Below are 22,770 nucleotides of genomic sequence, written 5' to 3'. Positions count from 1 at the left end.
ATTTGACGAGTTTTTTAAAAATAATACATGAGCACTTCGCATAAAAACTTGCATACCAAATTAACATTAGGTGGTCTATTAGTTACATTAGGTATTATTTATGGAGATATTGGAACTTCTCCATTATACGTTATGAAAGCCATCTTAGGAGATCATACTATTGATGCTGATATTGTCTTAGGAGGAATATCATGTGTTTTTTGGACTCTTACCCTACAAACTACAATCAAATATGTAGTTATTACTCTGGGTGCAGATAATCATGGCGAAGGAGGAATTTTTGCATTATATGCCCTAGTCAAGAAAACAAAAATAAAATGGTTGATTGTCCCCGCAATTATTGGAGGAAGTGCCTTACTGGCCGATGGAATCATTACCCCTCCCATCTCTGTTTCATCTGCTATTGAAGGAATTAAAACCTATTATCCACAAATAAATACTATTCCTATTGTAATTGGTATTCTGTTTGTTCTTTTTAGCATCCAACAATTTGGATCAAAATTAGTTGGTAAATTTTTTGCTCCTATGATGCTTATTTGGTTTAGTATGCTTGGAATACTAGGTCTTATACAAATTGCAAAATACCCTGAAGTTTTTAAGGCTTTTAATCCATATTATGCTTACCATTTACTATCTGTTCATCCGGATGGTTTTTTTGTTTTGGGTTTTGTATTTCTGTGTACCACAGGAGCCGAAGCCTTGTATTCAGACATGGGACATTGCGGACGAAAAAACATTAGAATTAGCTGGATTTTTGTAAAAACTACTTTGGTTCTTAATTATTTTGGACAGGCGGCTTTCTTAATTCACCATGAAGGTGAAACCTTAAAAAGTCTGGGAGGTTCCAATGGAAATCCATTTTATCTAATAATGGCCGATTGGTTCCAACCAATTGGAATTGTAATCGCCACACTTGCTGCTGTTATCGCTTCGCAAGCACTTATTAGTGGTTCATTTACCTTAATTAACGAGGCAATGCGATTAAATTTTTGGCCAAAAGTAAAAATTAAATACCCTACCGAATTAAAAGGACAACTCTATATTCCATCAATAAACTGGTTGCTTTTCTTTGGATGTGTGGGCATTGTATTGCACTTTGAAGAATCTGGAAATATGGAACATGCCTATGGGTTAGCCATTATTTTATGCATGATTATGACCACTATTTTACTCAATTTCTATTTGATTATGAAAAGGGTTAAATTGTATTTTATAGTCCCATTGATATCAATTTATTTGGCTATTGAATTAAGTTTCTTGGCAGCGAATATCACTAAATTTTCCGAAGGCGGTTATGTAACTCTGATCATTGCCATGATATTAATATCAGTAATGACTATTTGGTATTTAGCTAAAAAAATAAGCAAGAGCTACACCAAAATTGTAAAAATACAAGACTACAAAAAAGTATTAATGGAATTAAGTGCCGACTTAACCATTCCAAAATATGCTACTCATCTAGTTTACATGACTAACGCCAATAGAATTGATGAAATAGAAGAAAAGGTAATGTATTCTATCTTACAAAAAAGACCAAAAAGAGCTGATTTGTACTGGTTTGTTCATGTTAACATCCTAAGCGAACCCTACAAAACTGAATATAAAGTAACCGAAATCATCAAAGACGACTTGTATCGTGTGGATTTTAATTTAGGATTTAGAGAGCCTACTAAGATAAGCTTAATGTTTAGAGAAGTAATCAAGGATATGGTTAAAAAAGGAGAGGTTGATATCACCAGCCGATACGAATCCTTAAATAAAAACAATATTATCGGTGATTTCAAATTTGTATTGTCTGAAAAATTCCTTTCTAATGACAGCGATTTGAGATGGCATGAAAAAATAATCATGAATTCGTATTTCTCTATCAAGAAATTAAGTCTGTCAGAAGAAGGTGCTTTTGGTTTGGACAGCAGTTCTGTGAAAATAGAAAAATTTCCAATGGTACTTCATCCACCAGAAAACATTGGTTTAACCCGAATTAAATAAACTATAAATAAAAGAAAAACACTGTTTTAAGCAGTGTTTTTTTTATGCAAAAAATATAAACCCAACATTCATTATTAAAAATTTAACTTTCAACCAATTAATAGTACCTTTGCACCTCAATTATTTAAAATGAGATTACACAGAAATTTAGTTTATACCACTATTGATTCCTTAAATGCAATATTTAACGAAGGAGAATATGCCGATAAAGTGGTTGCAAGAGCCTTAAAAAAAGACAAACGTTGGGGAAGCTCAGACAGAAAGTTTGTTGCCGAAACGATCTACGAAATTGTAAGATGGAAAAGATTATATGCTGAAATTGCTGAAGTAAAAGAACCATTTGACAGAGACAATCTTTGGAGAATGTTTTCGGTTTGGGCAGTTTTAAGAGGCTATCCTATTCCGGATTGGCGTCAACTCGAAGGAACTCCAGAAAGAAAAATAAAAGGAAGATTCGATGAACTTTCAAAAATAAGAGCCCTAAAAGAATCTATTCCGGATTGGATGGACGAATTGGGAGTAAAAGAATTAGGTGAGAAAGTTTGGGCTACTGAAATTGCTGCTCAAAACCAACCAGCCAAAGTAATTCTTAGAGTTAACACCCTAAAAACTACTAAAGAAACATTAAGAGCAATCTTAATGGATTTAGACATTGAGACTGACTATTTAAAAAATCAGCCTGATGCTCTAGTTTTAAAAGAAAGAGCCAATGTTTTTATGACTGACGCTTTCAAACAAGGTTTCTTTGAAGTTCAGGATGCCAATTCACAGCTTGTTGCAGCCTTTCTTGATGTTAAACCTGGTATGCGCGTAGTAGATACTTGTGCCGGTGCTGGTGGAAAAACATTACATATTGCCGCTTTGATGGAAAACAAAGGACAATTAATTGCAATGGATTTATACGAAAGTAAATTAAAGCAGTTAAAATTAAGAGCTAAAAGAGATGGCGCCTTTAATATTGAATACCGCATTATTGACGCTACAAAAGTCATTAAGAAACTGCATGAAAAAGCGGATCGTGTATTGATAGACGCTCCTTGTAGCGGTTTAGGTGTTCTTAAAAGAAACCCCGATGCCAAATGGAAATTGAAACCAGAGTTTATTGATAATATTCGCAAAGTACAATCTGAGGTTTTAGAAAGTTATTCTAAAATTGTAAAACCAGGTGGTAAACTAGTTTACGCTACCTGCTCTATTTTGCCTTCGGAAAACCAAGAACAAGTGGCCCGTTTTTTAACTACAGACATTGGAAAACAATTTAATTTCATAAAAGACCAAAAAATTCTGGCTTCAGAATCTGGTTTTGACGGTTTCTATATGGCGTTGTTAGAACGAAAAGAGCAAGTTAAGGAAATCAAAGAAGTTAAGGCTTAAATAGCTTTCTTATATAAATTAAAAAGTCTTCCAAAAACGGAAGACTTTTTTGTGTTATAAACTTTTCTAAAAACAAAAAAGTCCCGCAACCGGGACTTTTTTATCTTGAAAAAGAAAAATTTAATCATTCATAGAGATTAAAAACTCTTCGTTATTTCTTGTTTTCTTAAAACGATCATTGATAAAATCCATCGCTTCTATAGGATTCATGTCAGAAAGGTATTTTCTCATAATCCACATGCGTTGCAATGTTTTTTGATCCAATAACATATCATCACGTCTAGTACTTGAAGAAGTCAAATCAATTGCAGGGAAAATACGTTTATTGGCAATTTTTCTATCCAATTGTAATTCCATATTACCCGTACCTTTGAATTCTTCAAAAATAACCTCGTCCATTTTAGAACCAGTTTCTGTCAAAGCAGTTGCAATAATACTCAATGAACCACCATTTTCAACATTACGCGCGGCTCCAAAGAAACGTTTTGGTTTCTGCAAAGCATTAGCATCAACACCTCCACTCAATACTTTTCCTGAAGCAGGTTGCACCGTGTTATAAGCTCTTGCTAAACGAGTTATTGAATCTAAAAGAATCACAACATCATGTCCACATTCTACTAAACGTTTTGCTTTTTCTAGCACGATATTAGCGATTTTAACATGCTCTTGCGGCTCTCTGTCAAAAGTAGAAGCAATTACTTCACCTCGTACAGAACGTTGCATGTCCGTAACCTCCTCTGGGCGCTCATCAATCAATAAAACAATAAGATAAACCTCAGGATGATTAGCAGCAATTGCATTTGCAATTTCTTTCAGCAACATCGTTTTACCCGTTTTAGGTTGGGCAACGATCATACCACGCTGTCCTTTACCTATAGGTGAAAACAAATCGATAATTCTTGTAGAAATCGTACTTTGCTTTTCAGCTAATTTAAATTTTTCAGAAGGGAAAACAGGAGTCAAATGTTCAAATGAAACTCTATCGCGAACTACTTGTGGATCGTGTCCGTTTATTTTTAAAACTCGTACTAAAGGAAAAAATTTTTCTCCTTCTTTTGGAGGCCTTACTACTCCTTTTACCGTATCTCCGGTTTTAAGACCAAATAATCTAATTTGAGAAGTCGATAAATAAATATCATCCGGTGAGGCTAGATAATTATAATCCGAAGAACGTAAAAAACCATAACCATCGGGCATCATTTCAAGAACGCCTTCGCTTTCTATTATTCCGTCAAATTCAAAATCAGAGTCCCTAAAATTATTTTTTTTATTTTTAAAATTGGGGTTTTGATTTAGATTTTGATTTGGGTTCTGATTCTGCTTATTTAATTGATTTGGATTAATTTTTTTAGCAGGAACTACAGCTTCTGTAGTCGCAATGATGCCATTTTCGGCAACAATTTCTTTATCTGTAACAGCTTCTTTTTCTACAGCCGCTTCTTTTTCTTGTTCTTTATCCTTTTTTAAGGCAATTTTCTTTTCGTAAGCTGACTTATTGAATTTAATAATTTTACCTACTTTTTTTTCAACCTGTGGCTCTTCATTCGGTACTTGCTCTGAGGCTACTTCAGCTGCAGGAAAATTTAGTTCCTCGGGAGTACTAATTTCAACTTGAGGCTCTTCTTTTGCAACAGCAGCAATTGTTTTATTTTTTTGAATAGCCGCTTTTTTAACCGGTACAATGCGAGCCCTTTTAAGCTTGCCATCATCAGCAATAGCTTCCGTGTTATTATTATCTGGCTTAGAATCTACATGTGTAGCTTGATGCTCTAAAATCTGACCTATTAAGGTTTCTTTTTTTACACCGTTAAATTTTATGGTTTTAGCTGCCTTAGCTATTTCTTGGAGCTCAGCAAGCTTCATTTCTTTTAATGCAGAAATATCAAACATGAATGTTCTTGAGTTAAATTAATTTGGAAATACTCTAAAAGATAGGTAGTAAATAATTATTTTGAATTGACCGCAGTATGAAGTGCTTACGGTATTGTTATGCAATATTACGAATAAAATTTTACCGTACAATAGTATTTTTAAAAAAGAAACTATATTTTTGTGTATCAAATAAAAAAAATGATACAAAGAATTCAAACCATATATTTACTTCTAGCATTTGTAGTTACAGGAATATTACCATTTTTATTTCCGCTTTGGACAATGAACAATGCAACCGATTATTTCTTTGTACAAAACCAGATTTATGTTGTTTTATTGGGCTTAAGTACAACTCTTTCGATAATAAGTATTATTTCGTTCAAAAAAAGACAACTTCAATTTGTAATTGGCAGATTGAATATCATATTAAATTTAATTTTATTAGGATTATTTGTATATCGTTCACTAAACTTATCTGGAGAAACAGTCCTTGTTTCTGAGAAAGGTATTGGGATGTTTCTACCTATCTTGGCTATCGTATTATTAGTTTTGGCTAATAAAGCCATCAAGAAGGATGAGGATCTTGTAAAATCTGTGGACAGATTGAGGTAAACCTATAAACATTAGTTTATTTAGTGCGAAGAAAACCCGAACCTAACCGTTCGGGTTTTTTTGTAAAATAAAAACCTATAAATGAATAATTAGTCTATTTTTTTATAAATTTGGGCAAAGTGCACTAAAAAATGATACCAAAAATACGAATACATCTTGCAGATGACCACCAAGTGCTTATTGACGGAATGAGAACTTTATTACAAACCGTTCCAAACTTTGAGGTTGTCGGATTTTCATTAGACGGTAGCACTCTTTTTGAAGAAGTTACAAACAACAAAGCAGATATTCTTGTGCTAGACATCAGTATGCCCAAGAAAGACGGTATTGAAGTCATCAGAGAATTTGCCGAAAATGGATTCCCATGCAAAGTCATCATCCTTTCCAGTTATGACGATTTAAAAATCGTAAAAGAAGTCATGAAGTTGGGCGTCAGCAGCTATTTGACAAAACAATGCGCGGGAGAAAACATCGTAGAAGCTATTCAAGCCGTATCTAACGGGCTAGAATATTTCAGTAAATCAGTACGGGAAAAAATATTTAATACGGCCACCAAAAACATTTCAAAATTAAATAAACAAAAACCAAATATCAATTCGTTATTAACGGAACGAGAGCTCGAAATCATTACATTAATTGCATTGGAATATAGCGGTAAAGAAATCAGCGAGCAACTGTTTATTAGCACCAATACCGTGGAAACGCACCGCAAAAACATAATAAAAAAACTGAATGCCAAGAACACCATCAGTTTGGTTAAATTTGCAATTAAAAATAATTTAATTAAATCTTAAATTAGTAAATACAAAGTCGCAAAAGGCAGGAAATAGTTCAAAAGATACCATCCTAAACCCTAAAAGTTTTTTAAAAAAATTGCTTAGTTCCATTTTATGCTTCCAAAAAAAAATATTTTATTCCTTTTGCTATTACTAAGTATCTTTAGCAATACCGTCTTTTCTCATAATAAAATTCCCTCTAAAGAAGCAATTATCAAGCTTGCAGAAGAGGCTACAACTCTGATGCATGAAGAAAATTTTGAAAAGTCACTTATAAAATCCAGACTTGCCTTAAAATATGCAATCATCATCAAAGACGATAATCTAATTGCTTCCTGTTACAATACCATTGCGGCAAATTTTGATGGAATATCAGAACCTGAAAAAGCCCTTTTTTACTATAAAAAAGGATTAATCTATGCTGAAAAAACCAATAGCGATGAGCTAAAAAATTGGCTGAATAACAACTTAGGAAATATTTATTTTTTCGACAAAAAGGAATACGAAAAGGGAATTTTCTATTACAAAAAATCATTAGAATTCAGCACAAAAACAAAAGATTCTGTTCAAATTATTTTCACAAAACTCAACATAACCTGGGCTTATTTTGATATCGGAGATTATAAAAAAGGACTTCCTTATCTAGAATATATTAACCAAAATCACATAGAATCCAGAGATAAATCAATCCTTGTTGTTTTAAATATGCTCAATGGCATGTATCAAGCATATAATAACAATCCTAAAAAAGCCAACGTTTATTTTGAAAAAGCCATCAAAGAAGGGTCTTTGGGAGATGAAAAATCAGACTTATCATTTGCACATGAAGAATATTCCAAATTTCTAATGAAAAGTGGCAATTATAAAAAAGCATATGAAAATTTAATACTGTTCAATAAAATCACGAATGAACTTAACGATGAAGAAAAATTAAAAAAAGTCAAAGTTGCTGGTATCAATCTGGAATTAGACGAATACAAAAGAGAGATTGACAATATTGAAACAAAATACAAAACAGAGCAACAAATACTTTTAGAAAAACAGTCCAAAAACAAGCAAATTAGTATTATTATAATTTCGATATTACTTCTAATTATCATCCTTTTTTATTTTTTCTTCCAAAACGCAAGACTTAAACAAAAAAATGACCTTAAAGATGTGCAGAGCAAGATTCAATTAAAAATCTTAAACGCTTCCATAAACGGGCAAGAAATGGAACGAAAAAAAATATCAGCTTTTTTGCATGACAATATTAGCGCCCTACTGTCTTCGGCGGGATTGCATTTGAGTGTTTTTTGCGCAAAAAACCAAATAACAGATTGTGAAGAAATAAAAAAAACAAAGACAATCCTTAACGATGCTCACGACAAAGTCCGAGACTTGTCTCATAAACTTGTGCCATCCTTATTGGTTCGATTCGGTCTGTTTTATGCGCTTAATGATCTATGCGAAAAAAATTCAAATTCAGATATCAATTTCGAATATTCGAGTTCAGTGGCTACAAAAACACGCTACAGAGAAGAATTTGAATTAAAAATATACTTCATTGTAAATGAACTTTTTAACAACATCACAAAACACAGTCAGGCTGCGAATGCAAAATTATCAATCAAGGAAAAAGACAACGAATTACACATTCATGTTGATGACAACGGAAAAGGATTTAATACAGGTGAATTCGATATGATTGAAGGTTTCGGACTTAATAGAATTCGAGCCAGAATCAACAATATTGACGGAGAAATTACAATTAATTCCCAACTAAATTCAGGAACGGTAATTTACATAAAAGCACCTTTTTTATAAAAATCAATTATTAAACCCGTTTCTCGATTTCAATAATTTCCAAATCTTTTATTTTGTCACCGTCAATGACAAAACGCAACATGGTACGCACCTGATGAAAACCACTTTTTCCGCAAGCACCGGGGTTCATGTGCAAAAAATTGTGTTTTTTATCAAACATTACTTTCAGAATATGCGAATGTCCGCAAATAAACAACTTGGGAGGATTTGCCTCCATTTCGGCTTTAATATTAGGATTGTATTTCCCGGGATAACCACCAATATGCGTGATCCAAACATCAACTCCTTCACACATAAAACGGTTGTGCAAAGGAAACTCTAAACGCGCTTGGGCATCATCAATATTACCATAAACGGCTCGTAATGGCTTTAATTTTTTCAAAGTATCCGTTACCGCCAAATCACCTATATCTCCTGCATGCCAAACTTCATCAGCCTGAGCCACGTATTTTAAAATAGTATCATCAATATGACTATGTGTATCAGAAAGCAAGAGGATTTTTTTACTCACAATTTTATATTTTTTTTAAGGAGCTATTTCCTGCTATGTGCTACAATCTTTTTCTGCGCCAAAAAGGCGCACAAAAAAGGATTTTCGCTACTATCAGGGCTAGGATTTTGTGGTAAAATTAGACATTCCAAAACCAAATAAAAAATAAGTTCTTCTCAAAAAAAACATTATGACTTTGCCTCAACTTCAAAAAAAATTAATAAGTATCTTTGCAACTTCAAAAGCACAAATTACGATTTCTTCCAGAAATATCTGATTCCGAAGCATCGGGATTGAAATCTAAAATCAAAATCCGAATTGAGATATTTTATAAAATTAGCATACAACGGAACCCATTATCATGGCTGGCAATACCAACCCAATGCTTCCTCTGTTCAGGAAACGATGAACAAAGCGGTTTCCACATTGTTGCATTCAGAAATCAATCTGATGGGCGCCGGACGCACAGATACAGGAGTTCATGCCAAAAAAATGTATGCCCATTTTGATTTTGAAACTCCTTTTGACATTTCGAAAACAGTACATAAGCTCAACTCCTTCTTGCCGAAAGACATTGTCGTTTTTGATATTATTCCCGTTAGCGATGAAGCGCATGCGCGTTTTGATGCCACCAAAAGAACTTACGAATACCATATCAATACCTTTAAGGACGCTTTTTCGCAAGAGCAAAGTTGGTACTTTCATCAAAAACTGGATATTGATTTGATGAATGAAGCGGCGCAACTATTATTCAAACACACCGACTTTCAATGTTTTTCGAAAGTAAATACAGATGTAAATACGTTTGATTGTACTATTTTTGAAGCGTACTGGAAACAAGAAAACAACAAATTGATTTTTACCATTTCTGCCAATCGTTTTTTGAGAAATATGGTTCGCGCCATAGTAGGAACTTTGGTAAACATTGGCACAAATAAAATTACTCTAGATGATTTTAACACCATTATCGAAAGTAAAAACAGAGATAAAGCCGGATTTTCGGTTCCGGCGCATGGATTATATTTAACCGAAATTGATTACGATTATTTGTAAGATTTAAAGTCAGAGATCATAAAATATAGAGAATATTGAGGATAAAATTAGAGGAACGATTACAAAAATCCTAAATCTAAAATCCTAAATCCTAAATAAAAAAATGAAAGCAAAAGCATTCGATACCAGATTATTCAAGCGAATATTACAATATACAAAACCCTATCAATGGCGTTTTAATGGCGTTATTGTGTTTGCTGTCTCTTTGTCCGTTTTTGCGGCATTGCGTCCTTATTTATTAAAACAAACCGTTGATGGATACATCCAAACCGAAGATGCCAAAGGTCTTTTGTTCTATATCACCTTAATGGGAGTTGTGTTACTGTGTGAAGTTTTTTCGCAGTTCTACTTTGTTTTTTGGGCCAACTGGCTCGGGCAAGATATCGTAAAAGACATTCGAATCAAGTTGTTTAAACACATTCTGAGTTTTAGAATGAAATATTTTGACATGGTTCCTGTGGGTCAACTGGTAACTCGCTCGGTATCCGATATCGAATCGATTGCGCGTATTTTCAGCCAAGGTCTGTTTATGATTATCAGTGACCTGATGAAAATGATTGTCGTACTTATTTTCATGTTCTACATGAACTGGAAACTCACCTGGATTGTAATTGTAGCGATGCCAGTTTTAGTTTTCATCACCCGAATCTTCCAACGAAAAATGCAAGTTGCTTTTGAGGAAGTGCGTACCCAAATTGCCAATATGAACACCTTTGTTCAGGAACGCGTTACGGGAATGAAAATTGTGCAGTTGTTCAATCGAGAAGAAATTGAATCTGAAAAATTTAAAAACATCAATGAAAAACACAAAAAAGCATGGATAAAAACCATTCTTTACAACTCCATCTTTTTTCCTATTGCTGATATTATTTCGTCACTAACTTTAGGTTTTATCGTATTGTATGGCGGAATTAAAATTTTGAACGGGGATAATTTCACCACTTTTGGAGATTTATTTTCTTATACCATGTTCATCGGAATGCTTTTTAATCCGTTGCGCCAAATTGCAGATAAATTCAACGAAATGCAACTGGGAATGATTGCAGCCAATCGTGTTTTTGAAATTATAGATACTCAAGATCAAATTCAGGATACAGGAAAAATTGAAGCTTCGGTTTTCCTCGGAAACATACAATTCGATTCCGTTCACTTTAGTTATATTCCGGAAGAAGAAGTAATCAAAGGGATCAATCTAGATGTAAAAGCAGGCGAAACCGTAGCCATTGTAGGCTCGACAGGTGCCGGAAAATCGACTATTATCAATTTATTGAATCGTTTTTACGAAATCAACAGCGGTACTATCTCTATCGATAACCAAAATATAGAAAACTATACTTTGGGTTCTTTGCGCAAGCAAATTGCCGTGGTTTTACAAGATGTATTCCTTTTTGCCGATACTATTTTCAATAATATCACCCTGAACAATCCCGCAATAACAAGGGAAGATGTATTAGAGGCAGCCAAAGAAATTGGCGTTCATGATTTTATCATGAGCTTGCCAGATAATTATGATTTTGATGTCAAAGAACGCGGCGTGATGTTGTCCTCAGGGCAGCGACAACTAATTGCTTTTTTGAGAGCCTATGTCAGTAATCCGAGTATTCTTATTTTGGACGAAGCAACTTCATCAATCGATACTTATTCGGAAGAATTGATTCAGCGTGCCACAGAAACAATCACCCAAGGAAGAACCTCAATTGTTATTGCACATAGATTGGCAACCATTGTTAATGCCGATAAAATCGTGGTTATGGACAAAGGTTTGATTGTAGAGCAAGGAACGCATCAGGAATTAATCAACCGAGAAAGCGGTTACTATAAAAACCTGTATGATTCTCAGTTCTCGATGTCTGAATAAAATTAGGAATCTTTAAAACAAGCTTATTTATGGACGCACTAACTTAACAGACATTAAAAATTAAAAATGAAATCCTATTTTATATCTCATTATTTGTAGTCCTGAAAAGTTTTTAATGTCCCAAAATACTAAGTTCAATTTTAAAAATAAATCCTTAAATTCGCAATCTCAATTAATTTAGAAAATCTTATATAAAATGAAATGCGCTTTTGCGAATTCCATTTTTACAATTTAAAAAAATAAAACAGCAAAAAATGAAATACGATATCATTGTTTTAGGAAGTGGCCCAGGCGGATATGTTACTGCCATTAGAGCATCACAATTAGGTTTTAAAGTAGCCGTAATTGAAAAAGAAAACTTAGGTGGAGTTTGCCTAAACTGGGGATGTATCCCAACCAAAGCATTACTAAAATCAGCTCAGGTTTTTGATTATCTAAAACACGCTTCTGATTACGGATTGACTGTTTCCTCATTTGATAAAGATTTCCCGGCCGTAGTACAACGCAGCCGTGGTGTTGCTGAAGGAATGAGCAAAGGAGTTCAATTCTTGATGAAAAAAAATAAAATCGACGTAATTGATGGTTTTGGAAAACTAAAACCAGGTAAAAAAGTTGATGTTACTGACAAAGACAATAAAGTTACGGAGTACAGCGCTGATCATATTATTGTTGCTACAGGAGCTCGTTCTCGTGAATTGCCAAACTTGCCACAAGATGGTGTAAAAGTAATTGGTTACCGTCAAGCAATGACTTTACCAACACAACCAAAATCGATGATTATCGTTGGTTCTGGAGCTATTGGAGTTGAATTTGCACATTTCTATAATTCTATGGGAACTGAAGTAACCATCGTAGAATTCATGCCAAATATTGTTCCTGTTGAAGACGAAGACATTTCGAAACAAATGGAACGCTCGATGAAAAAAGCGGGAGTAAAAATCATGACCAACTCTTCTGTAGAGAGAATTGATACTACTGGAGCTGGTGTTAAAGCCTTTGTAAAAACAGCTAAAGGAGAAGAAATTTTAGAAGCTGACATCTTGCTTTCGGCTGTTGGAATCAAAACAAATATCGAGAACATCGGTCTTGAAGAAGTGGGAATTGCTACTGACAGAGACAAAATTCTTGTAAACGCTTACAACCAAACTAATGTTCCAGGTTATTACGCTATTGGCGATGTTACACCAGGACAAGCATTAGCTCACGTAGCTTCTGCCGAAGGAATCAACTGTGTTGAAAAAATCGCAGGTCTTCATGTAGAACCTATCGATTACGGTAACGTACCGGGTTGTACTTATGCTACTCCTGAAATTGCTTCAGTTGGTTTGACCGAAAAACAAGCCAAAGAAAAAGGATACGAATTAAAAATTGGAAAATTCCCGTTCTCAGCATCTGGAAAAGCAAAAGCTTCTGGAACTCCAGATGGTTTTGTAAAAGTAATTTTTGATGCCAAATACGGCGAATGGTTAGGATGTCACATGATTGGTGCCGGAGTTACTGATATGATTGCTGAAGCAGTTGTAGCGCGTAAACTGGAAACTACAGGACATGAAATCCTTAAAGCAATTCACCCGCATCCAACAATGAGCGAAGCCGTTATGGAAGCCGTTGCTGATGCTTATGGCGAGGTAATACATTTGTAAATACACCCTGTAAAGATGCACTGCGGTGCATCTCGACGACATAAAATATAAAAAATCCGATTTGCGAAAGCAGATCGGATTTTTTTATCTCTTATCTTTCAAAACTATATTCGGATTGTTTTGTCTCGTCACAAAATCGGTCTTTGCAAAAAAAACAAATAATGAAAAACTTCTTCTTTTTAGCTATAGCTATTCTATTTGAAACAATAGCAACTTCAACTTTGAAAAGCTCTGAACAATTTACAAAACTCCTTCCTTCCCTTATTACAATTGTTGGTTATTTTGCTGCGTTCTATTTTCTCAGTTTAGCCCTAAAAACGATTCCTATTGGGATTGCTTATGCCATTTGGTCTGGAATTGGTATACTATTAATCACCTTAGTCGGATTCTTCGTTTTTAAGCAAAAACTGGATTTAGCTGCAATAATTGGTTTGGCTTTCATCCTGATTGGTGTGATAGTGATCAATGTTTTTTCAAAAACTACAGCGCATTAAAACATTGGTTCCACTTAAACATAACTCCTTTAAAATACTACTATTACCGCTGTATATTTCCCTTTCAATGGTAATATCCTTTTTTGTTTTCGAACACAATTTTTTTATTCCTTTCGAATAATGTAGTCTTTTTTATCTATTTTTGGAAATCTAAGAACATTTTAAACTAAAAAACTAACCTAAAACCCCAAACCTTTTATTCAAATGCAAAATACAAACACTGACGTTTTAAAAACCAAACAACATTTTCAAATCCTCGATGGATTAAGAGGAATAGCCGCTTTGGCCATTGTAATATTTCATTTTATGGAAATCGTTTATGAACCCAGCAAAAATTTTATCGCCCACGGTTTTCTTGCCGTCGATTTTTTCTTTTGTCTATCTGGGTTTGTAATTGCTTATGCCTATCATGATCGCATTGGTAAAATGGGAACTATTGAGTTCTTTAAATCCAGAATAATCCGATTGCATCCTTTGGTTGTTTTTGGTTCCGTATTGGGTTTGTTAACTTTTCTATTTGATCCATTTAGCAGTCATCCCGAAACCTACGAAACCGGTAAATTGATTTTGATATTTCTGAGTTCCCTATTTCTAGTTCCTTTTGCGGTAATGCCCGACAGATACTTCAACTTGTTTGGTCTAAATGCTCCCGCCTGGTCGTTGTTCTGGGAGTATGTTGCCAATATTCTTTATGCACTTTTCCTCCACAAATTGAGCCGTCGTGCCCTCTTACTATTAACCGTTATTGCTGGCGTTGGACTCTGTTTTACCAGTAACCACGCGGGTGGATCGTTGTTGGGTGGATGGAATGACACTACCTTTTGGGATGGTGGTGCTCGTATCTCCTATTCCTTTTTAGCAGGTATGCTGATTTATCGTTCCAATTGGATTATTAAATCAAAAATAGGTTTTACCGGTGTATCCGTATTACTACTCATAGCCTTCTTAGTTCCTTTTTCGGATTTGAATTGGCTAACAGAACCTTTCATTGTATTGTTCTATTTTCCGTTATTGATTGCCATAGGTGCAGGATCGACACTAAATCAAGGATTAGAAAAAATATGTATCTTCCTCGGAAAAATATCCTATCCTTTATACATGACGCATTATGCTGTGATGTGGATGTTCGCGAGCTATTACATCAGCAATAAACCAGGAACAGCCCAGCTTACTTTCATTATCATAAGCGGAACATTGTTTTTAGTTGGCATAGCTTATCTGACGATGAAATTCTATGACATTCCGGTTCGAAAGTATTTAACCGAAAGAAGAAAGAAAATATAAATCCAAAATCCGATTTGCGAAAGCAAGTCGGATTTTTTTTTATGGGCGTGCCCCTGCTTCCACTTTCGTTGCAGCAGCGTCGGGCTGTACGCTCTATCTTTATGGCTCTAAGAACCGCCATAAAGGATGCCGCTTCCATCCCTCACCCAATACAAAAACCGCAACAATTACTATCTAAAATTAACGAATCAAACACAGTATTGAAATAAAAATAAGAAAAAACTTAATTTTTATTTATAAAAATCTAAAAAGATCAATATATTTGATTGTATATGCTAGTTGGCTGCAACTTTAACACTACAAACTTTTAAAAAATAAATATATGAGTTCAGAAGTACAAAATGCTAATAATCACAATTCAGTATCAATTTTAAATGATACATTAGAACAATTTAAAGCAATATTTTACTTAGCAAAGGGGAAACGAGACACACAAATAAAGCTTTATACAGGCAACAAAGTTTTTTGCAGACAAAATGTTATTGATTTAAATGATAAAATCGAAAAAAAATTATTAAACTATTCTGTTTCTAACAAACTTACATCAATTAGCATAAATCTTTCTGGTAATAACATTAAATCTTATGGAAATTGGAATGAATTTCTATGTGAAACTTGGGAAACATCAGAAAAAACGGAAACAATAACAATTAATTGGGATTTCGAAATGATTTTGCCAAATAGAGTTCATACCTTACCCCAAACTCATAGTTTAAAAGTGAGGCTTGGAAACGAGTTAAAACCCAATGAGATATTTCATATGATGATAGTTGGAGGTGATGAATTTGAGCTTGAGGAAAGTCAAGCGCAAATGGTTGCAAAAGTAGATTTTGTAAATGACAGGATTGCCACAGAACTTTTGGCAATTGTAAATGATTGGTATAATTTACTACCTGAAAACGTTGCAAAGAAAGACATTAATGAATTTTTAGAAAAGCACGGTGTAAAGCTTAGAATGGTAATGGAAATATTGATTATTTTATCAGGTTTGTTATTGTTCTATCCTATTGCGACATTTTTTATAATTAATTCAGAATCTAGCCCAATGACTACCACAAAATATTTAAAATATTCCTTTTTCATAATAAATGGTGTGTTTTTATCTTATACAATTTTTACTCGAGTTTCTGCTTTTTATGCTCAAAAATTTAATATAACTATGAGTAAATTAAGAGATAAACCAATTTTCATGTTTACTGTTGGCGATAAAAACGAGCAGGAAAAAATTGAAAGTAAAAACAAAGGATTAAGGCGAGAAATTTATATGAAGCTATTAATATCATTTATCAGTTCTGGAATTTTATTTGCATTAGGATTTACAGTTAAAATGATAATAGAATATATCTAAAGCAGCCGCTAACATCTGTTTTAAGAAATTGGGGTTTTATGCAAAATTTAAAGGTGATTTTATATATTTAACTTCAGTCATAATGGAATGGTTTGGAAACAAAATTCCCCAACTTCTTGAAGCGCCAGAACATTAGCCGATAATTTTTAGAAAAAAACGTAAATTTAACTTCATTATTAAAAGATATAAATTATGATAAAATTTTGGATAATTGCAATATTGCTTTTTATTGTTTCAACATACCTACTGTCGAAATTTACTTTAAAAACAAACAGAAAAGAAGCTGGCGAAAGAATTTGGAGATTTGGGAATGGACGCTCTACGTATTGGCGTATTCTTACTTTGTGCAGTTTTGGGATAACAGCTGTAATAATGCTTATTATGCATTGGATAGGAATTGCTATCGTGTAAAAAATAAAATTATTTCGGAATTTATATCAATTGAAAAATATTGTTTAATGAAAAAATATCGCATCTTTAGCCTCCAAACTAGCCAAGCATTAGTAAATTAATATATGACAAGAATGGATAATTTGAACTACATAAATTGACAAAATATATAAAATATCTAATTTCCTTCCTTCTGATTTTCGGTCTGACGGTGAACGAATGTTCTATATATTCTAGTACAAATTCCGCAAGTTATCATCAGCTATCCTACATCAATACCCGAAAAGAATTTAGTCACAAACATTCAAAATTGTATGTGTACACTGGAAAAATTCTTTCAGAAAAGGCTTCACTTAATGCCCTAATTACATATCGCAATCTACGAGATGTATATAGTAATCAAATTCAAACGGTTTTAAAATTACGAATTAAGCTTTATCAAACAATAAATTCAATGATAGCTCAGCATGTTTTTTTGAACGAAAAATTCATGTCCAATAACCAATATTAAAGTTTATACATAGCATAGAACTGATTTATTTTCTATGCTAATATGCACTTTGCTGCATAAAATGATAAAACAAATACCTAATCATTTATCATCACTAAAATGTATAAGCTAAAAAACAAAATCCGTTTGGAGCAATCCAAGCATTTCGGCTATTGGATAAAAAGAAAACTTATTTTGATCATTAGCACCTTTATGATTGGAATGTCCAATGCAATGTATCACGAAGATAAAATGGTTAATGGAAACCAGAATCATACTGAACAACAACATAAAAAAGAGTAAATAAATTATAAATAATCAGCTTGTACTATATCTAGTATATGTTGTTGCTTCGCAAATATTTAGCTGGTATAGCTGTAATTCAATTTATAAAAAAGAAATAAAATTGCATAAAAAAACCTCGTTTAAAATTCCGAACTTCGGAATAAACGAGGCTTTTTTTTTGAATTCAAATTTAGGCTTCTTAAAAAGAAGAAAGCAAAAAACAGTGTTTTAATATTCTGACAATTTCATGAATAAAAAATAATTGATTTAGTTATTTTTTTAATTGCTGTATTCAAGTTCTTCGTTTTCAATCCTACAAGACTCCATGAAAATTTCAGGTTCTCTGACAGTATGCCAATGTTCTACAAGTATACTTAACACTACATCTTTTAAACCGCTCAAAGAAGTTTCGTTTTGATTTTCTTCGTCCTTAATTACTTCGATCAGCAATTCATTAACCTTTTTAATTTTTTCTAAATTTGTCATCATTATTATTGTTCAATTGTTAAACTCTTTTTTGTCTTTAGACAGCATTTCCTACATAGAGATATGTTGCTAATTAAGTAACTTATAATTAAAGGAAAAGGCAATATCTTTTTATTTATTTTTCCAAAAATACATGGATTAACTATTTATAGCAATACCCACTTTTAGTGATATTTTAAATAAAAAAAAGAAGATAATGTAAAAAAAAACTTAAATAAAAGTGATTTAGGAAGCCGTGAAATTATTATGGTTTTTTTGTCCGCAATCTAAAATAGCATTAAAATGTTCTTTAATCTAAATGATAGAACTTTTTAATCAGATAGCTTAATACTAAATAAAGCAAGCTTATAACAACGGCAAAAGACAATAAAAAACTAAGCAGATTAAGGACAATATTAGGGATAAACTTCAATCTGGGATGGGTATAATAAGGCTCCCGATGCAGTCGCTGGTGAATATTTTGTTTTGCTATTTTAATTTTCTTTTTGATAATTCCGCGTTTTTTTAGAATGTCTAAACAATAAACAAAAACAGTCAAATTGTTTTTTGATACTCTAAATTAAGGAATTATTTTAACATAAAGGAATACATAACCCTAAAAAATACGGCTATAGTATTGCCGTGTTTTTAGATTCCTAGCTAATCCAATAAAACAAAAACCGTTTTGTTAGTCAAAACAAAACGGCTTCTTATAAAATTAAAGTCTGTGTATTAATCCACTAACTTATAGTAAAACATTTCTGGCTTCCCTTCTACTCCTGCTTCTGTCATCAATTTTTTCTTGGCTTCGGAATTGATGCTTGCCTTGGCTTTTTCTAAATCGGAAATTGCAAATACTAAAGTTACCATATTAGGATCATCAATACCGCGAGCCATTCCTCTATCAATAAGTCCTTCGGCCATTCTTTTATCGATTCCTTCGGCATCATACACTTTGAGCCAAGCATCAAAATCCTTAACGCGATGCGTTACCATCAGGCGATCTCTTAGATTAATTTTGGAATTATCTTCTCGTATTACCTCATAAAATGAAAATTCAGGAATTCCTATAACTCCCGCTTTTGCCATGGTTTGTTTAAGATTAGGAAGCACGCTAAACTCTTTTGCTTTTTTCACATCTTCCATCTTGTCCATTATGATAACTGTATTAGGATCATCCATTCCTCTACCTATTACAAAATGTGTAATGCCATAAGCTTTCCTAACCGAATCATGGGCATCATATCCCATACGCCATAATTCATAATCAGCTACTTTATGCTTAATACCAATGATTTTAAAAGGTTTAAATGGCATACTGCTGGTATTCATTTCCTCCATTTTAGGAACTTCCTCTTTCACTTCCTTTTTATCATTTTTACAAGAGAAAACGGCAACGATAAAAAATACCATTAAAATGGGGCTCAAAAAATTTTTACACTTTTCCATACTATTATTTTTATGTTATTTTACTACGTAAATATAATCATAAAAACACTGCAAATCAATTACTTACACTCTATTTTAATCAAAAGAAACAATTAAGATTCTTTCATAAAAAAACCGCCTCATTTAATAAACGAGACGGTTTCTATTCTGAAAAAAAAGATTACAAGATATAATCGGTAGTAATAAAATTAGATTGATCACTATTCAACAAAGCCTGCAAAATTTCATTGTTATAATCATTGTCTTTTGAAGCGACAAAAGTTCGTATTGAGAAAGAACGCAGCGCATCATGGATACTTAAGGTTCCCACAGCAGAATCTTTTCTTCCTGTAAATGGATAAATATCTGGTCCTCTCTGGCAAGAACTGTTTAAGTTTACACGACATACTAAATTCACCAAAGTATCAATCAGCGGTGCAATGGTTTTAATATCTTTTCCGAACAAACTTACCTGTTGTCCATAATTAGATTCGGCCATATCATTCAAAGGCTCTTGTATGTCTTTAAAAGCGATAATAGGCACCACGGGACCAAACTGCTCTTCGTGGTAAACGCGCATTTCCTTATTGATAGGATACAAAACCGCCGGAAAGATATAATTAGGACTCTTTTCTCCGCCTTTTGCATTAATCACTTTAGCTCCTTTGCTCTTGGCATCATCAATCAAATCCTGGATATATGCCGGTTTTTCTTTTTCAGGTAATGGCGTTAAAGTAACTCCATTGTCCCAAGGATTTCCAAAAGGAAGTGCATCTACCTTAGCAGCAAATCTTTTGTTGAATTCTTCGGCAATTGTTTCGTGAACATACAAAACCTTCAAAGCAGTACAACGCTGCCCATTGAAAGATAAAGAACCCGTAATACATTCTTGGATAGCCAAATCTAAATCAGCATCAGCAAGGATTATAGCAGGATTTTTAGCTTCCAAGCCTAATATTAAACGTAATCTGTTTTTATTAGGATGTAAATCTTGTAAGGCAATAGCCGATTTACTGTTTCCTATCAAAGCCAATACATCAATTTTACCAGAAGCCATAATAGGCGAAGCTACTTCGCGACCTCTACCGTAAATAACGTTAATAACCCCTTTTGGAAAACTGCTTCTAAAGGCTTCTAATAAAGGCGACAGCAATAAAACACCGTGTTTAGCCGGTTTAAAGATCACTGTATTTCCCATAATCAATGCCGGAATAAGCAATGAAAAAGTTTCATTTAAAGGGTAATTGTATGGTCCAAGACACAATACAACTCCTAAAGGACCACGACGAATCATAGCATTTATGCCTTGACTCTTTGTAAAACGGGCGCTGTTGCGATCCAGTTGTTTGTAATCCTCGATAGTATCGTAAATATATTCTACTGTTCTGTCAAATTCCTTTTGAGAATCAGGAAGTGATTTTCCAATTTCCCACATCAAATACTTAACAACCTCAGCACGCTTTTCTTTCATTTGTGAAACAAAGTTTGCCATGCATTTAATTCGATCAGCCACTTTCATCGTAGGCCAATCTCCTTGTCCGTTATTATAAGCGGCAGCGGCAGCATTTACGGCATCCAATCCTTCTTGTTCTACCATAAAAGGAATCGACCCTAACAAGGTTGGTTCGTATTTTTCGCTTGATGATATCGTTGAGAATACTGCAGATGTTTGTCCTTCCCATTTTTTTAATTCTCCATTTATTAAATAGGAATCTTGGTTAAGCAAAGTAGTAATCTGAAATTCTTCTGGTATTAAATTCATTTTTTGGTTGTTTTGGTTTTTTAATTTTCTAAATAAAAAAGAGGCGTTTGCCTCCTTTCAGTTTTATGGTGCAACGATATCTCCGTTCCATTCTAAGATTCCTCCAACTAAATTAAAAGCGTTTTCAAAACCTAGTTGGTTCATAACTTCACATGCTTTTGCACTTCTGGCTCCAGAACGACAATACACAAAATATTTTTTATCCTTATCTAAAGCTTCCAGTTCCGAAATAAAACCTTGACCTTTATAAATATCTATATTTATCGCATTAGGTATAATTCCATCATTATACTCATCCTCAGTTCTCACATCTAATATTACCGAATTCCCATCAGCTTCAAGTTGAGAAATCCAATCTTCTTGTGTTAAATTCATAGTGTGTTTTTTTTTTGTAAAATTACAATGTTTAATCAAACAATCTGCGCCCATTTTATGAATTAGAGAATAATTCGAAGAAAACGTTTTCGTTAAACCTTATTAATCAACTAACTATAAAATTAATTATTAAATCCATAAAAATCACCCCATTAAATCTATAGACAATAGATAAAAAATAATTATTGATTTTTTAATTCCATTTTCATTTTTGATAACCGACAGTTTTTATGTCATATTCATTTTTTAACTTACTTTTACGCTATCTCCATCAAAAAAAGAAAATTAAAATACCCAAAATGCAGCATTCCATAAAAAAAATATTCCCCTCATTTTCAGACGATCTTATCAAAGAGATTGAAACTAATGCAATTTGGCAAACTTATAAAGCCGGTGATGTCATCATGCGCACAGGCCAGTACATCAACTACACTATTTTGATTACTAAAGGTCAAATTAAAACCTACCGTGAGGGAGAAAACGGAGGTGAGTTTTTTATGTATTATTTGCAACCGGGACAAGCTTGCGCTGTTTCTATGATTTGTGCGACCAAAAGCCAAACAAGTCAAATTACGGCAAAAGTGGTTGAAGATGTTGAGCTGATAATGATTCCGCTTTCCTTAATGGAAAAATGGATGATGGAGTACCGCAGTTGGTATGAATTTGTAATCTTTACTTACCGCACCCGATTTGAGGAAGTCTTGGAAGTTATAGACAGCATCGCATTTAGGGCTATGGATGAGCGCTTGGAATTTTATTTAAAACGCCATGCAGAAGCCTGTGGATGCAAAGATTTGAAACTATCCCATCAGGAAATTGGCACGGAACTAAATACTTCGAGAGAAGTAATTTCCCGCTTACTCAAAAAGATGGAACAACGCGGATTAGTAAAATTACACCGCAATAATATTGAACTTTTGACATAAAGATGCTCAATGTGACAAATGTTACTGTTTGTAAACGAAATACAAACAAC

Annotated in this window: 20 protein-coding genes; 14 read left to right on the top strand and 6 right to left on the bottom strand. The window is 33.4% G+C overall.

The genetic code is table 11. The features are described from left to right. Window positions 1-27: 27 nt before the first annotated feature. Window positions 28-1,989 carry a KUP/HAK/KT family potassium transporter gene (locus ACMDB5_RS08445; protein WP_413997822.1) on the top strand — a complete coding sequence of 654 codons (1,962 nt, stop codon included), beginning with the start codon at window positions 28-30 and terminating at the stop codon, window positions 1,987-1,989. Between the two features lie 129 nt (window positions 1,990-2,118). Then, on the top strand, window positions 2,119-3,363 hold the full coding sequence (locus ACMDB5_RS08440; RefSeq protein ID WP_413997821.1) for an RsmB/NOP family class I SAM-dependent RNA methyltransferase: 1,245 nt from the start codon (window positions 2,119-2,121) through the stop codon (window positions 3,361-3,363). Between the two features lie 120 nt (window positions 3,364-3,483). Here the strand turns inward: ACMDB5_RS08440 and rho are convergent, their stop codons facing one another. After that, complete coding sequence (gene rho / locus ACMDB5_RS08435; RefSeq protein WP_413997820.1) at window positions 3,484-5,253, bottom strand: transcription termination factor Rho; 1,770 nt, start codon at window positions 5,251-5,253, stop codon at window positions 3,484-3,486. A gap of 180 nt (window positions 5,254-5,433) precedes the next feature. Between rho and ACMDB5_RS08430 the strand changes: the two genes are divergently transcribed. The 3 genes from ACMDB5_RS08430 to ACMDB5_RS08420 all read left to right on the top strand — a co-directional run bounded on the left by ACMDB5_RS08430 (window position 5,434) and on the right by ACMDB5_RS08420 (window position 8,429). After that, window positions 5,434-5,847, top strand: a complete 414-nt coding sequence (locus ACMDB5_RS08430) for a DUF4293 domain-containing protein (protein WP_413997819.1) — start codon at window positions 5,434-5,436, stop codon at window positions 5,845-5,847. A 131-nt stretch (window positions 5,848-5,978) separates the two neighbouring features. Further along, window positions 5,979-6,641 (top strand): response regulator, encoded by a 663-nt coding sequence (locus tag ACMDB5_RS08425; protein ID WP_413997818.1) that lies wholly within the window; start codon window positions 5,979-5,981, stop codon window positions 6,639-6,641. 96 nt (window positions 6,642-6,737) lie between these two features. Then, window positions 6,738-8,429 carry an ATP-binding protein gene (locus ACMDB5_RS08420; protein WP_413997817.1) on the top strand — a complete coding sequence of 564 codons (1,692 nt, stop codon included), beginning with the start codon at window positions 6,738-6,740 and terminating at the stop codon, window positions 8,427-8,429. A gap of 10 nt (window positions 8,430-8,439) precedes the next feature. Here the strand turns inward: ACMDB5_RS08420 and ACMDB5_RS08415 are convergent, their stop codons facing one another. Next, window positions 8,440-8,940, bottom strand: coding sequence for a metallophosphoesterase family protein (locus ACMDB5_RS08415; RefSeq protein WP_413997816.1), 501 nt, complete (start codon window positions 8,938-8,940; stop codon window positions 8,440-8,442). Window positions 8,941-9,237: 297 nt separating this feature from the next. Here ACMDB5_RS08415 and truA point away from each other — a divergent pair, with 297 nt between their 5' ends. The 8 genes from truA to ACMDB5_RS08375 all read left to right on the top strand — a co-directional run bounded on the left by truA (window position 9,238) and on the right by ACMDB5_RS08375 (window position 17,782). Beyond that, complete coding sequence (gene truA, locus ACMDB5_RS08410; protein ID WP_413997815.1) at window positions 9,238-9,972, top strand: tRNA pseudouridine(38-40) synthase TruA; 735 nt, start codon at window positions 9,238-9,240, stop codon at window positions 9,970-9,972. A gap of 103 nt (window positions 9,973-10,075) precedes the next feature. After that, window positions 10,076-11,830: an ABC transporter ATP-binding protein gene (locus tag ACMDB5_RS08405; protein ID WP_413997814.1), complete on the top strand. Its 1,755-nt coding sequence runs from the start codon at window positions 10,076-10,078 to the stop codon at window positions 11,828-11,830. A 254-nt stretch (window positions 11,831-12,084) separates the two neighbouring features. After that, entirely contained in the window at window positions 12,085-13,473 is a 1,389-nt protein-coding gene (gene lpdA / locus ACMDB5_RS08400; RefSeq protein ID WP_413997813.1) for a dihydrolipoyl dehydrogenase, read from the top strand. Window positions 13,474-13,634: 161 nt separating this feature from the next. Beyond that, on the top strand, window positions 13,635-13,967 hold the full coding sequence (locus ACMDB5_RS08395) for a DMT family transporter (RefSeq protein ID WP_413997812.1): 333 nt from the start codon (window positions 13,635-13,637) through the stop codon (window positions 13,965-13,967). A gap of 204 nt (window positions 13,968-14,171) precedes the next feature. Beyond that, window positions 14,172-15,251, top strand: coding sequence for an acyltransferase family protein (locus ACMDB5_RS08390; protein ID WP_413997811.1), 1,080 nt, complete (start codon window positions 14,172-14,174; stop codon window positions 15,249-15,251). 322 nt (window positions 15,252-15,573) lie between these two features. Next, a complete protein-coding gene (locus ACMDB5_RS08385) occupies window positions 15,574-16,599 on the top strand; it encodes a hypothetical protein (RefSeq protein ID WP_413997810.1) in 1,026 nt (341 codons plus the stop codon). A gap of 192 nt (window positions 16,600-16,791) precedes the next feature. Then, window positions 16,792-17,010, top strand: coding sequence for a hypothetical protein (locus ACMDB5_RS08380; protein WP_413997809.1), 219 nt, complete (start codon window positions 16,792-16,794; stop codon window positions 17,008-17,010). 589 nt (window positions 17,011-17,599) lie between these two features. Next, window positions 17,600-17,782 carry a hypothetical protein gene (locus ACMDB5_RS08375; protein WP_413997808.1) on the top strand — a complete coding sequence of 61 codons (183 nt, stop codon included), beginning with the start codon at window positions 17,600-17,602 and terminating at the stop codon, window positions 17,780-17,782. A 261-nt stretch (window positions 17,783-18,043) separates the two neighbouring features. On the opposite strand, the gene ACMDB5_RS08370 is transcribed toward ACMDB5_RS08375, so the two are convergent. The 4 genes from ACMDB5_RS08370 to ACMDB5_RS08355 form a co-directional block, all read right to left on the bottom strand. Then, on the bottom strand, window positions 18,044-18,214 hold the full coding sequence (locus ACMDB5_RS08370; protein WP_413997807.1) for a hypothetical protein: 171 nt from the start codon (window positions 18,212-18,214) through the stop codon (window positions 18,044-18,046). A 747-nt stretch (window positions 18,215-18,961) separates the two neighbouring features. Beyond that, a complete protein-coding gene (locus ACMDB5_RS08365) occupies window positions 18,962-19,678 on the bottom strand; it encodes a hypothetical protein (RefSeq protein WP_413997806.1) in 717 nt (238 codons plus the stop codon). A 160-nt stretch (window positions 19,679-19,838) separates the two neighbouring features. Further along, a complete protein-coding gene (locus tag ACMDB5_RS08360) occupies window positions 19,839-21,419 on the bottom strand; it encodes an NADP-dependent glyceraldehyde-3-phosphate dehydrogenase (RefSeq protein WP_413997805.1) in 1,581 nt (526 codons plus the stop codon). A 63-nt stretch (window positions 21,420-21,482) separates the two neighbouring features. Then, the gene (locus tag ACMDB5_RS08355; RefSeq protein WP_413997804.1) at window positions 21,483-21,794 is read right to left on the bottom strand and encodes a rhodanese-like domain-containing protein; all 312 of its coding nucleotides are present in this window, start codon (window positions 21,792-21,794) and stop codon (window positions 21,483-21,485) included. A gap of 299 nt (window positions 21,795-22,093) precedes the next feature. Here ACMDB5_RS08355 and ACMDB5_RS08350 point away from each other — a divergent pair, with 299 nt between their 5' ends. Beyond that, the gene (locus ACMDB5_RS08350) at window positions 22,094-22,720 is read left to right on the top strand and encodes a Crp/Fnr family transcriptional regulator (protein WP_413997803.1); all 627 of its coding nucleotides are present in this window, start codon (window positions 22,094-22,096) and stop codon (window positions 22,718-22,720) included. Window positions 22,721-22,770: the final 50 nt, after the last annotated feature.

The organism is Flavobacterium sp. W1B, assembly GCF_047344965.1.
In the GTDB taxonomy this organism is placed as follows: domain Bacteria; phylum Bacteroidota; class Bacteroidia; order Flavobacteriales; family Flavobacteriaceae; genus Flavobacterium.
Note: the sequence above shows the minus strand (reverse complement) of the source record. Positions and strands in the feature narration are given on the sequence as shown.